Origin of the sequence: Rhodococcus sp. 15-725-2-2b (assembly GCF_002259075.1) — a bacterium.
Taxonomy (GTDB): Bacteria; Actinomycetota; Actinomycetes; order Mycobacteriales; family Mycobacteriaceae; genus Rhodococcoides.
The window spans coordinates 113,917-127,428 of record NZ_NPFL01000028.1 but is presented as its reverse complement, the minus strand read 5'-3'; the positions used below and the strand labels follow the sequence as shown (position 1 = coordinate 127,428).

8 protein-coding genes are annotated in these 13,512 nt (G+C 61.4%); 4 read left to right on the top strand and 4 right to left on the bottom strand.

Going from position 1 to position 13,512, the window contains the following annotated elements; translation table 11 throughout:
* Nucleotides 1-67 precede the first annotated feature (67 nt).
* Together CH306_RS28350 and CH306_RS28345 are read left to right on the top strand one after the other, a co-directional pair.
* Nucleotides 68-1,804, top strand: a complete 1,737-nt coding sequence (locus CH306_RS28350; protein ID WP_256981297.1) for a class I adenylate-forming enzyme family protein — start codon at nucleotides 68-70, stop codon at nucleotides 1,802-1,804.
* 54 nt (nucleotides 1,805-1,858) lie between these two features.
* Nucleotides 1,859-2,869, top strand: coding sequence for an alcohol dehydrogenase catalytic domain-containing protein (locus tag CH306_RS28345; RefSeq protein ID WP_179272990.1), 1,011 nt, complete (start codon nucleotides 1,859-1,861; stop codon nucleotides 2,867-2,869).
* 81 nt (nucleotides 2,870-2,950) lie between these two features.
* Here CH306_RS28345 and CH306_RS28340 read toward each other — a convergent pair whose 3' ends face one another.
* Nucleotides 2,951-4,084: a CaiB/BaiF CoA transferase family protein gene (locus CH306_RS28340; RefSeq protein WP_094648507.1), complete on the bottom strand. Its 1,134-nt coding sequence runs from the start codon at nucleotides 4,082-4,084 to the stop codon at nucleotides 2,951-2,953.
* 27 nt (nucleotides 4,085-4,111) lie between these two features.
* Entirely contained in the window at nucleotides 4,112-5,590 is a 1,479-nt protein-coding gene (locus CH306_RS28335) for an aldehyde dehydrogenase (protein ID WP_094648508.1), read from the bottom strand.
* A 244-nt stretch (nucleotides 5,591-5,834) separates the two neighbouring features.
* Between CH306_RS28335 and CH306_RS28330 the strand changes: the two genes are divergently transcribed.
* The gene (locus CH306_RS28330) at nucleotides 5,835-8,078 is read left to right on the top strand and encodes a CaiB/BaiF CoA-transferase family protein (protein ID WP_094648509.1); all 2,244 of its coding nucleotides are present in this window, start codon (nucleotides 5,835-5,837) and stop codon (nucleotides 8,076-8,078) included.
* Nucleotides 8,075-9,466, top strand: a complete 1,392-nt coding sequence (locus tag CH306_RS28325) for an FAD-binding oxidoreductase (RefSeq protein WP_094648510.1) — start codon at nucleotides 8,075-8,077, stop codon at nucleotides 9,464-9,466. Before CH306_RS28330 ends, CH306_RS28325 begins: the two co-directional genes overlap by 4 nt.
* A gap of 68 nt (nucleotides 9,467-9,534) precedes the next feature.
* On the opposite strand, the gene CH306_RS28320 is transcribed toward CH306_RS28325, so the two are convergent.
* Complete coding sequence (locus tag CH306_RS28320) at nucleotides 9,535-13,047, bottom strand: indolepyruvate ferredoxin oxidoreductase family protein (protein WP_179272991.1); 3,513 nt, start codon at nucleotides 13,045-13,047, stop codon at nucleotides 9,535-9,537.
* Between the two features lie 51 nt (nucleotides 13,048-13,098).
* The gene (locus CH306_RS28315; RefSeq protein WP_179272992.1) at nucleotides 13,099-13,482 is read right to left on the bottom strand and encodes a YciI family protein; all 384 of its coding nucleotides are present in this window, start codon (nucleotides 13,480-13,482) and stop codon (nucleotides 13,099-13,101) included.
* Nucleotides 13,483-13,512 lie beyond the last annotated feature (30 nt).

The following is a 13,512-nucleotide window of genomic DNA, read 5'->3' as shown; positions in this document are numbered from 1 at the left end:
CGGGACTGGATGAGGTTTATGTCCAAAATGACCTCGCAACTGGTTTTATTATATAGAATCGCTGAGTATGGGAGCCAAGAAGTTTCCCGCAGATTTCCGATGGCCCGGCACGACGCCTCCCGCGCGTGATCCGTTGACCGATCTCTTCAGAAAGATGACGACTATGAACACCGGACACGTCAGCGAGGCGCTGACTCCGTACGAGCTCACGAGGTCGGCGACCCTTCCTGCAGTGCTTGACGCGTATGCGGGGGCGTACCCCGGTCGCACACTGTTGGTGACCAAGGACCGAACCATGACCGCTGCCGAATTCGCCGAGAGCGTCCGCAGCCTGGCCGCGTCGTTCCACGCTTTGGGATTGCCGAGGGGTTCGGCGGTGGGCATCTTGATGCCCAACGGCTGGAAGATGACGGCGGCGATGCTGGCCTTGAATTACGCAGGGCTCGTTGCTGCGCCACTGAACACCTGGTACAAAACCGCGGAGCTCGCGACAGCGCGTCGGAAGGCGAAGTTGACGGCGATCGTGGCGTCACCCGAGTTCTACGGCACCGACTATCGCGGGATGTTGGCCGATGCCGACCTACTCGAAGCCGATGTTTCCCACGGCTGGCTCGGAACATTCTTCTGGACGAAGGGTGAGTTGCCCGACGGGTTCGAGCAGCTCCCGCGCCTGACTCCGGAACATTCGACGCTGGTGTCACCCGGTGATGTATCGATGTACGTGTTCACCAGCGGCAGCAGTGCTGAGCCGAAAGTTGTCGTCGTCAATCATGACGGCCTGGTTGCCAATCCGTATCAGATGGGCCGCCGGTGGACGTTGACGCCCGAAGACAAGATCTGGTTCGCGGCTCCGATGTTCTTCGGGTTCGGATGTGTCAATGCACTGCCGGTGGCGCTGACACACGGAGTGCCGTTGTGTCTGGAGGAGCGGTTCGATGCCGCGGCATCGGCACAGTTCATCGAAGACCACAAATGTACCGTGTACTACGGGCTGGGGCCGATGACCAGGGCCCTCGTCGCCGCGGACGCTCACAACAAATTCGATATCTCTTCGTTGCGGACCGGGCCGGTGGGGTTCAGTGCGGAGGACAAGCGCCTTGCAGTCGAAACTCTGGGCGTCACAGGCGCTTCCAGCGTGTACGGACTCACAGAGTCGTACGGGAACTGCAACGTCACCGAGCCCGGCGATCCTCTGGATGTCGTTCTGCACACTCAGGGCACGATCAACTCCACACACAAGATTCGCTGCATCGATCCCGTGACCGACATGGAGGTGGTGCCGGGTGACTCGCAGCTACTGGGCGAGATCCAACTGTCAGGATGTGTCACGCCAGGCTACCTCGACGACGACGTCGCCAATTCTTCGTCGTTCTCGGCGGACGGGTGGTTCAGAACCGGTGATCTGGGTTGGATCGACAACGATGGTCGCCTGCACTTCGCCGGGAGACTGAAAGAAGTCCTCAAGATCAACGGGATCACCATTTCCCCCGCCGAGGTGGAGGGGTTCGTCGAGAGCCACCCATGGGTCGACGAAGCCTACGCGTTCGGCTGGACCCTGGAGTCGGACAGCGAACAAACCCTCTGCTGCGCAGTCGTTCTGAGCGGGAAAGCTGGAGACTCGGAGGGCGCAGAATCGATGTTGCGGTCTTGGTTGCGCGAACGCGTTTCGTCCTACAAGGTGCCAGGGCTCTTCGTGGTGATGGCACCCGGCGAGGTGCCGTTGACGGCGACCGGCAAGGTGAGCAAACGGTTGATCGGAGAGCGCCATGTCGACAGTCGACAGACCGCCGACCAGTCGCGCTGACATCTGCCTCCCAGCGAGAACATGCCTCCAAGAAGAAATGAAGGGAGAGATGACATGCATGCTGTCGTCATGACCGGTAACGGTGGTCCGGATGTGCTGAGTTATCGCACGGTGGCCGACCCGACTCCCACGCCCGGTCAGGTGGTCGTGCGCGTGTTGGCCTGCGGAGTCTGCGGCCATGACGTGGCCGACCGCGCCGGCTTGACGAAAGTGGGCGCGGGAGTAGTTCTCGGTCACGAAATTGCGGGAGAGGTGGTTGCAACCGGCGCCGCTGTCCGTGGTTTCACTGCCGGTGATCTCGTGGCCGGCAAGCAGCATCATACGTGCCGCACCTGTCGGGAATGCCGCTCCGGAGACGAATTGGCCTGCTCCGAAGCAAATTTCGTCTACGGCGGGTACGCCGAATACGTCGCGCTGGAACAGGACGTCCTGATGAAGGTCCCGGACGGCGTCGATATGGCTGCGGCTGCGGTCTCGGCCTGCGCGGTCGGAAGTTGTGTCCAGGCGCTCGAGGACGTCGCCCGTGTGCAGCCGGGTGAAACAGTCGTGATCACCGGCGCGGGGGGTGGACTGGGCCTGCACGCCATGCAGATCGCACGGCATCTCGGTGCCCGGGTGATTGCAGTGACCTCCTCCCCCGCCAAATCCGACCTACTCACGGCATACGGTGCCGACGACGTGGTGGTCGCGTCTGCCGGTATCGCAGAACAGGTGCTCGAACTCACCGGCGGTGCGGGTGCCGAGGTGGTTCTGGACAACGTCGGACTCGCGAACGTTTTCGACGGCTGCTTCAGGTCATTGCGCCGGCGTGGTCGGTATGTGTTCACCGGGCAACTGGAACGAGAGAAGATTTCGCTGTATCCCGCGTTTGTGTTCTTCAAGGAAGCGGTTGTCACGGGGTCCGCATCTACCACTACGGCGAGCTTCCGTCGGGCACTGGATCTGGTAGCCGCCGGGGCGGTGCGGCCTGTGACCCGAACGTTCGCACTGGCGCAGACCGACGGGGCGCACAGAGCAATCGGGAATTCCGACGTTGTCGGTCGCGCTGTTCTCGTTCCGTTCTGACCTCGGTCGTATCGAGGCGCACTTCCCACGGTAAGCGCTATCGGTGCGGGTTGCTTCGCCGGAGCAACCCGCACCGAAGCGTTATCGGTGTTCGGACCACCGTGACAGCACCGTGTCCACTGTTTCATCGGTTCGTGGCGGCTGTACCGTGCTCGGCGTTCGATCGAACCGGGGAGCGGGTGCCGGTTGCAGTACACCGTCGATCTCGAGGAAAGTACCACGAGCGACGTTGTGCGGATGTGCCGCAGCTTCTTTCATGTCGAACACTCCTGTCGCACAGGCCTGGTGCCCTTGAAAGGCTTCGGTCCATTCTTCGAGGGTTCGTTGTGCAACCGCATTGGCAAAAACGAGCTTCATTGCGGGCCAACGCGATCGATCGAATTGAGGTGAGAGCACCTCGGGGTCTATGTCCAACACTTGCACCAATTCCCGATAGAACTTGGGCTCGACCGAACCGAAGGCCATGTGGCGGTTGTCCTTGGTGGTGTACACCTCGTAGAACGGTGCCCCTGTATCGATGACGTTGGTGCCGGGTGGTTCGACCCATGAACCGCGATTCATCCACCCCATGATCGAGGTCATCAGCAGTGCCGACCCGTCCAGCATCGCGGCGTCGATCGTTTGTCCCATGCCCGATCGGTTTCGTTCGATCAGCGCGGACAGCACCCCGACGGTCAACAGCATTCCGCCGCCCCCGAAATCGGCCAATAGGTTGAGTGGTGGGAGCGGACGCTCGCCCTCGCGAGCGATGTACCGGAGAACCCCGCTGAGGGCCAAGTAGTTCACGTCATGGCCTGCAGCATCCTTCATCGGTCCTGTCTGTCCCCAGCCTGTCATGCGGGCGTAGATCAGGCCTTCGTTGCGAGCATGGCAGTCGTCCGGTCCTATACCCAGCCGTTCCATGACGCCCGGACGAAATCCTTCGAGGATCACGTCGGCGTTCGCTATGAGTTCCATCGCGCGCTCTCGATCGCCAGTGGTCTTGAGGTCGAGTTGAACAGCCGATCTACCGCGCCAGATTGGGGTTTCTTTGTCTCCCATCCACGCGATGTCCTCGGTGTCCCCCGACGGAGGTTGGGTCGGGGGATCGATTCTGACGATGTCCGCGCCCATGTCGGCCATCATCATGGCCGCGAAGGGAACCGGGCCGAGGCCCGCCAACTCCACGATCTTCACACCATCGAGCGTGCCCATCAGCGTTGTCCGTTCATCCATTTTGTCCGATTGTCGTCGAGTCGGTCATCACTGACCGACCATCGCCGAACTGGCGAAGATCGACTTGTATTCGAGGTAGTTGCTCAGCGCTTCGGGACCGAGCTCCCGTCCGATACCGCTGTCTTTCATTCCCCCGAACGGAGCACCCAGATCGAGGCTGTAGTAGTTGATTCCGATCGTTCCGGTACGTACTCGTCGGGCCACGTCGAGGCCACGGCTTTCGTCCGTGGTCCACACCGAGCCCGCAAGCCCGTAGTTGCTGTCGTTGGCGATCTTCACCGCCTCGTCGTCGCCATCGTAGGGAATGATCGCCAGCACAGGACCGAACACTTCCTCCCGAGCCAGCTCGTCGGAGTTCTGCACGTCTGCGAACACGGTCGGCTCCACGAACCAACCGCGGCCATCGCCGCGAGGTGTCCCGCCACCGGTGATCAGACGAGCGTCGCTGGCGATTCCCACGTCGATGAAGTGCCGCACGCGAGCCAATTGCGACTCACTCGCCATCGGCCCACAGGTGACAGCGGGGTCGAGGGGGTTGCCGACGGTCATTGCAGACGCGTAGCCGGCGACGGCATCGACGACCTCTTCGTAGCGGGATCGGGGAGCGAGGATTCTGGACTGCGTGGTGCATGTCTGGCTGTTGTTCATGAACGACGCACCATCCAAGCCCTGCACGAAGGTGCCGAGGTCGGCGTCATCGAGGACGATGGATGCCGACTTACCGCCGAGTTCCAGCGTCACACGGCGGATCAGCCGACCGCACTCAGCTCCGATGACTCGGCCTGCGGCAGTCGAGCCGGTGAAGGCGACCTTGTCGACTCCCGGATGCGATACCAAATAGCTTCCGACTTCTCTGCCTGCCAGCACGATGTTCAGAACGCCGGGTGGCAGCTCCGCTTCGACTGCGGCGTCGGCAAGGAGGTAGGAGTCCAGTGCTGTTTCCGGGGAAGGCTTCAGGACGACCGTGCAGCCGGCTGCCAGCGCGGGGGCAATCTTTGTCATGGCCAGGATCTGAGGATAATTCCACGGTGTGATCGCGGCGACGACGCCAACAGGTTCACGCCGGACGATCGTCGAACCGGCTGCACTCACCCGAACTTCCTCGAGCGGAAAGTCGGTGATCCAACCGGCGTACATCCGCAGAAGTCCCGCGGGCGCTGCGCCATTGAACGCCGAGGACAGTGCGATCGGCATTCCATTCTCGCGGCTGACGAGGGCGCTGATCTGATCGGCACGTGCATCGAGTGCGTCTGCAAATCGATTCATCGCAGCGGCCCGCTCTGCAGCGCTGGTTCTACACCATGGACCGTTGTCCAAGGCTGCTCGCGCCGCGCCGACGGCTGCGTCCATATCGGATTCTGTTCCGAGACTTGCCGTTCCCAAGGCATCGCCGGTAGCGGCCTCGATAGCGACGTGCGACCGGTCCGACGCCGGCGAGGCCCACTGGCCGTCGATGAAGAATGCGGTGCGATCCGTCTCGACAGTCGAGTCGAACGTTGCGGACATGGTTCCTCCTGTGTGGGATTTTCGGGAGTTGTATAGAAACTAGACAACACGCTCACCCTCTGCGGGGTTAGAGCTGGCACTTCCAGGGTTGCGAGGGCTAGATTCTATATGATTGTATCATTCTAGTAGTGATTCAAGACACAGTGCCGTCGTTGACTTCACGGACCGATTTGTCGGTACGGGTCACACGACTGGCACATGCCGTTTCCGCGTGGACGCCGCTGATGGAAGGCCGGGCCGATAAATGAACGAATTGCACGCCGACAATTGCCTGCTGGAAGGGCTCGAAATCATCGAGCTCGGAGAGGGGCTCGCAAGTTCGCTCTGCGGTCGAATACTGGTGGATCTAGGAGCGAGAGTGGTGAAGATCGAACCTCCGCAGGGAGATTGGCTTCGCCGATTCGAGCCACGTCACGAAGATGTGTCATTGGCCCACCGCCACTGCTCGATGGGCAAGGAGATCGTGACGACGCGGTCGGAAGTCGAGTACCAGAATGCTGTCACAGCGGCAACGGCCACTGCGGATGCTGTGTTCGACCATCCGCAGTCCCATCAGGATCCGACATCGCTCGCGTGGCTTCGCAGCCGTGAGGATCTGGTGCTGTGCGACATCCACGATGGCGCATTCGGGGAAACGACGAGACTGGGAGAGAACGGAATACAGGCGACAACCGGCCTGTGCGGGTACTTGGGTTCGGTGGAGGACTCCCCCCGCAGCGTACGTGCAGATGTCGCCTCGCTGGCGGTGGCGTCGTTCGCCGCCCAGGCCATCCTCGCCGCGCTGTTCGCGCGAGAGCGGACCGGAGTCAGAACCGTCGTCGACGTGTCCGCTACCCGATCGATCGCGTCGATCAAATCGTTGACGTGGGCAGCACAACATTGTCCCGACGCGTGGACCGGATTTCACTGCAACGCAGAGACGGGACCGGTGCAAGTTCCGTATCGAGCCGCTGATGGTCCGATCTCGTTCGATCTGGGCGCCGTGTCGATGCCCGCCTACGATCTGCTCGAAGGCGAGCTTGGGCTCGACATCGACATGACCGATCTGACACCGTCGGACATTGCCGGCTTCGGTGACGATGCAACTCGATACCGGGACGCGATCAACGCTGCCATAGGGACGATGAGTGCACACGACGTGGGTCTGGCGGTCCAGCGGGCAAGGGGTATCTCGGTTCCGTATACCCAGCTCTCTCACATTCCCGATGTTGCGCAAGTACAGTGCCTGAAGCCTTTTCACACAACGACCGACTCAGTGGGCGTGGCCGTCAAGACGCCGATTCGCAGCGCTTGCGCGACGGCACCGGTTGAATCCGGCAGACACACGAGTTCCGAGCCACTCGATTCGGCGGGGGCCGGGGGGCCTCTTGCCGGCGTGAAGGTCATCGATCTCGGCATTGCGGGCGTGGGCCCTTGGGGTGCCACGCTGCTCGCGTACCTGGGTGCAGATGTGGTCAAGATCGAGTCCCCGTCCGGTGACATGATTCAGCAGGTCGAACCCGACCAAAACGGGCGCCGCACCACCTACGCTGCGCTCAATCTCGGCAAACGAGTACGAGTTCTCGACCTCAAGACGGCCGACGGCCTGGCGGCACTCGAAAGCGCCATAAGGGAATCCGATGTCATCACCGAGAATTTCAGGCCAGGTGTCATGGCGAGGTTCGGTCTGACCCCGGCCGACATCGTGGCCTTGAATCCTCGGATCGTCACCTTCAGCTCTACCGGCTACGGCACCGAGGGACCATTCACCGAGCGGCGGGCAACGGACGGCCACATTCAAGCGCTCAGCGGATTCGCAGCGGCGAACGGACGCGGATCCACGCCGGAAGTGCTGCGCTACAACGGCTTTCTCGATCTATTGACGTCAACGATGAACGCGGTGGCAATGATCGCGGGATTGGTTCACAGCGCCCGCACCGGCAATGGCACCACGGTGTCCAACACCATGCTCGGTACCGCACTGTTCGCCGAGCAGGTCGCCATGGCCTCGGCGCTCGCGGGTGCCGAGGAACCGACGAATCTCAGCGAGCGAGCCGAGTACGCCCCCGCAGGGGCATACCGGACCAAGGATGGGTGGGTGGCGCTCGACGTGCGGAACGATCACGAGTGGGCCGCACTGCAATCCGTGCTGGAACCTCACGGGAACTCGGCGGCCCCCATCGAATTCGTCACCAATGCCGAACGAACGGCGAATCGGGATTTACTGCGACGATGGATCGAGGATCGCACACGTCGTCTCCCCACTCGTGCATGGACACTGATGTTCCATCGATCCGGAGTACCGGGTGCGGCGTACATCCGCGATGCGGAGAACCTCTGCCGCGCCGAGGCGGGTGACATCAGCCTGATCACCTCTACCCGAGGAGATGGGCACGATCCACTGTTCGTCGGAGCCTCACCGTGGGCCTTCGCTGCGTTCGGTTGCCCGGTGCCACCACCACCGCAGGCATATGAGACTGACGAAGACACAGTCGGTGTCCTTCGATGAGCGTCGACGTTGCTCGAGACGTAGAAGCGATCGATGCGCTGACGGCAACCCTGCCGGCCGGCCGCGTCATCGACGATGCCGACGTGATGAACGCCTACGCGCACGACGAAGCACAGTGGGCACCGTTCGTGACACCGTTGGCAGTGGTTCGCCCGCACACCGAACTCGAAGTACAGCAGGCGGTGAAAGTGTGTCTGCAGTACTCGATTTCCATCGTGCCGCGTGGGGGAGGAACGGGTTTGTCCGGTGGCGCGAACGCCACACCGGGATGCATCGTGCTGGTCCTGGACAAACTCGACGACATCAAAGAGATCAACGTCGACGAGCGACTGGCCGTAGTGGGTCCCGGAGTTATCAACAACGATCTACGTCGAGCATGTCTCGAGCAAGGTCTGTGGTACCCGCCGGACCCGGCGAGTGCCGCCTGGTCGAACATCGGCGGTAATGTCGCGACCAACGCCGGCGGGATCTGCTGCGTCAAATACGGAGTCACCCGTGACTACGTTCTCAGTCTTCGAATGGTCACAGGTACAGGTGATGTGGTCAGCGTCGGTAGACGAACAGCGAAAGGCGTTGCCGGGTACGACCTGGTGGGTTTGCTGGTGGGGTCGGAGGGGACGCTCGGCATCATCACCGAGGTGACGGTCCGGCTGTTGCCGGCTCCTCCTCCCTCTCGCACCGTTGCGGGGTACTTCGATTCACTGGTCGACGCAGGACGCGCAGTCGCTGCCATTGCGACTTCAGGGCTGACGCCGGCGGCGCTCGAACTGATCGACCGCCAATGCCTGGTCGCCGTCGACGAGTGGAAGAAGATGGGATTGTCCACCGAGACAAACGCTATCCTGTTGGGCCGCAGCGACACTCCCGGAGTCGAAGGAGACCAGGAGGCACAGGCGATACTCGAGTGCTTCGAGAAGTCCGGTGCGACCTGGGCAGCGGTGTCCACCGATCCCAACGAAGCCGAGGCGCTGTTCGAGGCGCGGCGGCTCGCGTACCCGGCGATGGAACGGTTGGGGCGTGTGATGACCGAGGATGTGTGCGTCCCGAAAATGGCGTTGCCCGACATGTTGGCGAGGATCGAAGCGATCGCACAGCGACATGACACCGTCATCGCGAACGTCGCCCATGCGGGCGACGGAAACCTTCATCCGATGCTGTTGGTTCGGCACGGTGACGAACACGGGAGGACCCGCGCCGAAGCCGCGTTCTCCGACATCATCACCGAAGCGCTCGAGCTCGGGGGTACCGTAACCGGTGAACACGGCGTCGGGCTGTTGAAGAAGGACGGTTTGGCGCAGGAGCTGCCCGGCCCAGTGATGGACATTCATCGCGCGATCAAAACCGCCATGGATCCCCTCGGACTTTTCAATCCGGGCAAAGTCTTCTGATCCGATCTCTTCGGCATCGAGCCCGCTTGCTGCTCACAGCGAGCGGGCTCGATGCCGGAAAGTACATCTCAGCCGGCGGCGAGAGCGGCCAGAGCAGGGACGGAAGTTGAGAGCGACGTGAGCAGTTCTGCGCGGGCGCTTCGGTAACGCGCGACATTGTCGGTCTTGATGCTTTCATATCCGCGCACCATGTCCGGCAACTCGGCGATCGCGACCGCAGTGGCCAACGATTCTGGGGTGAGATGACGAGCAAGCTCGAGCACGGTGTCGGTGTACTCGACAACGAGTTCACGTTCGAGCCGCCGAACGTGTGCGTAGCCGAACACATCGAGCTTGGTTCCTCTGACGCGTCGCAGTGCGACGAGCGTTCGCAGTGCCGGGCGGAAGTTGCGTCCGAGAGAGAGTTTGTTCTTCATTCCCAGGGCACGAAGAACGGGCGGGTGCAGCCTGATGGCGGCCTTGTTGCCACGCCCGAAACCGGCAGCAAGCTCGGCATCGAACTGTGGATCCAGTGCCAGGCGCGCCACCTCGTACTCGTCCTTGTACGCCATCAGCTTGTACAGGTAGCGGGCGACGGCCCGGGTCAGATCTTCCGAGCCAGACACGGCCGCGTTCTCCAGGGTGCGTACCTGCGCAATCGTTGTGCAGTAACGAGTTGCGTAGTCATGGTTCTGGAATGCCACGAGATCATCGACACGGGCCTCCAGAAGATCGACCAGTGGACCCGTTCGTTCCTGCGTGATCGAGCCGATCGCCTCGAGGGCGAAATTCGACAACGCCATCGGGATGCTCGAAGCCGCGCTGTGCGTGCGAGCATCGAGATCACGGCGCAGAGCATCCGGATCGGCAACGGCTTGCCGTCCCCGCCGAAACGCCTGCAGATTGACCGCGACCGATGCACCGTTGAGGGTGATCGCCTGTTCCACGGCCTCGGTGCTCAACGGCATCGTGCTTGCTTGAAATGCTGCACCGACAGCAATCATGTTGGAGTACTGCTCGTCGTCGAAGAGCTCGATTGCGAGTGTGCCTGGATCGAGGTAGAACGTTCGCGCACAGGCATTCTCGATTGTCGACCGAATGGTCGACTGCTCCGGAAACGACACCAACGTGTCTACGATCATCTTACCGGTGGGGATCTCGGTGGTGGAGACCACGGCCGATGTTCGCAGCCGCGACGCCACTTTGAGATTTCCCGGTTCGGTTCCGACAAGAGAATCGCACACCAGATACAGGTCGCACGATTCCGCACCGACTTTGTTGGAGCGTTCGTGCGCCGTCGCCGACATCTTGATGTCCGAGATCACCGCACCACCTTTCTGCGCCAAACCCGTCTGATCGAGGCTCCGCACATCGAGCCCGTCCAGCACGGCTGCAGTGGCCAGAATCTGGGCCACGGTGATGACGCCCGTTCCACCGACGCCCATAATGCGCATGTCGAATTCGTCGATTTTCTCTTTGCGCTCGGGTGAAGGAAGGTGGCCTGCATCGAGGTCGGCCACCGGTGCTTTCTGTTCGGCCACACCCGGAACGACGGTGACGAACGATGGGCAATCACCGTCCAAGCAGGAGAAGTCGAGATTGCAGGACGACTGGTGAATCTCGGTCTTGCGGCCGAACTCGGTGGCAATCGGTCGAACGGACAGGCAGTTGGACTTCGCGCCGCAGTCGCCGCAGCCCTCGCAGATCCGTTCGTTGATGACGACGCGTTCCGCCGGGGTGTCGATGGTCCCACGCTTACGCTTACGGCGCTTTTCAGCAGCGCATTCCTGATCGTGAATAAGTACGGACACACCGCTGACCGTCGCCAATTCGCGTTGGACCTCGGCGAGATCGTCTCGATCGCGAACACCGACGTCCTTGGGTAGCTTGAAGGATTTCACTCGGCGTCGATCTTCGGTTGTCACGACGATTTTCGACACGCCCTCGGCCTTAAGCAACTGGACCAAACGATCCAGCGGCATACCACCGGTGGGGTCCTGACCTCCGGTCATGGCGACGGTGGCGTTGAACAGAATCTTGTAGGTGACATTCACTCCGGATGCGACAGCGGCGCGAAGCGCAAGGCTTCCCGAGTGCATGAAGGTACCGTCACCGACGTTCTGAACGAAGTGATCCTCTTCCAGGAAGGGTGCCATCCCTATCCATTGGGCACCCTCGCCACCCATCTGGGTGACTCCGAGAACGTCGCCCGCCTGGCTCTCGTCCATGACCAGAACCATTGCATGACAACCGATTCCGCCACCGACAATGGTGTTTTCATTGACTTTGGTCGACGAGTTGTGTGGGCACCCCGAACAGAAGTACGGCGTCCGGTTCATGATCGGCAGCATGATCCTGCGGTTCCGTGGTCTGTCCCGCCACTTCGATACCGGCTCGATCTCGTACTGTTTGCCGAGCCTTCGGGCGAGTCCGGTGGTCACCGAGTCGACATCGAGTTCACCATTGGCAGGGAAGAGGGTGAGACCGGAGGAATCGATCTTGCCGGTGATGGCGGGCGCGTTCACGCGACCGTAGAGAATCTCTTTGACGCCCGTTTCGATGAAGGACCGCTTCTCCTCCACCACGATTATTTCGTCGAGACCGTCGGCGAACTCGCTGACCACTCGAGGATCGAGTGGGTAGATCATGCCCAATTTTAGAATGCGAATACCGAACTTGTTCAGAGCCCCATCGTCGAGACCGAGTATTGTCAGTGCATCGCGCACATCGAGGTACGTTTTGCCGCTGGCAATGATGCCGATTCGGTCCGAGGCACCTTTCACGACGACACGATTGAGGTCGTTCAGACGCGCGTACTCGACTGCTCGGGGCAATCTGGTCGAGATCTGACTCTCTTCCAGAGCCGCGAGGTTTGTGCCCATGAGCTTGGCCGATGGGACATGGGTGCTCGCACCGAGTTCGCCGAAGGTGGGGTCGAGTCGAAGCGGATGTACATCTGCAGTACTGGCACCGTCTGCCACCGCAGTGGCAACTTTCAGCGCCGACCACAGGCCGGTGAACCGAGAGAGAAACACCGAGTGCACGGCGAGGTCCAGCATGTCCTGGGAATCAGCCGCATACAGCGTAGGGATGTACAGATCCGCAAGAGCAGATTCGGACGAGCAGGGATAGGTGGACGACTTCGCTGCCGGATCGTCGCCGACGAGCGCGACCACGCCGCCTTTCGAATCGGTCCCGATCAAGTTCGCGTGGCGAATGGCATCGCTGGCGCGATCGAGCCCGGGCGCTTTCCCGTACCAATATCCGGTGACGGAGTCGACTTTCAACGTACCGGCTTGTCGTGCAAGTTGGCTTCCGGCGACGGATGTCGCCGCCAGCTCTTCGTTCACGGCCGGTCGATGCACCACTCGCGAGTCGGCGAGGAACTTCTGTCGTCGCATGATCTCGAGGTCGTATCCGGCCAGAGGTGAGCCCTCGTACCCGGAAACGAAGCTCGAGGACACCAGGCCGCGCCGACTGTCGAGTAGTGCACGGTCGCGAAGTGTGCGTACGAGAGCTTGGATTCCGGTGAGGTAGATACCTCCTTCCTGGCGAAGATAGCGATCGTCGAGGGAGAACTGGCGCATGGTGTCGGTAGGCATTGTCAAAGTTCCTGATCTTGTATGGGTCGGAGCGCGAGAGCGCTGGGCAAGTTACTTCGACCCGGGTCGAGTCGTATGTTCAGGACCGAACTGATCGACGACGCTTTCGATGATCGCGTTCGCAGATTCTCCTGCCCTGGTCGACAGGTCGTTGAAGACGCCGAAGATGGGATCCCAAGGCACTACCGTCAAATTCGCCACCTGTCCGCGTATCACGTACGGGTCGGTCCGAAGCAATCGATCGAGGGCTTCTTCGTCCTCGCTGCGAAACAGCAACGCGGCAGTGCGGGACGAATCATCGTCCGGCGGTGTCGGCCCCGACGCCAGAACAGTTCCCTCGCTGACTTGTTCGGCTATCCACTCCAGATGTGGAGCGAGATGTTGTCGCCAGCCCTCTGGGTCGGGGTGCGCGTACGTGACTATGAACAGCGTCAAGGAAATCTCCTTCTGGTCGACTCGAGAACG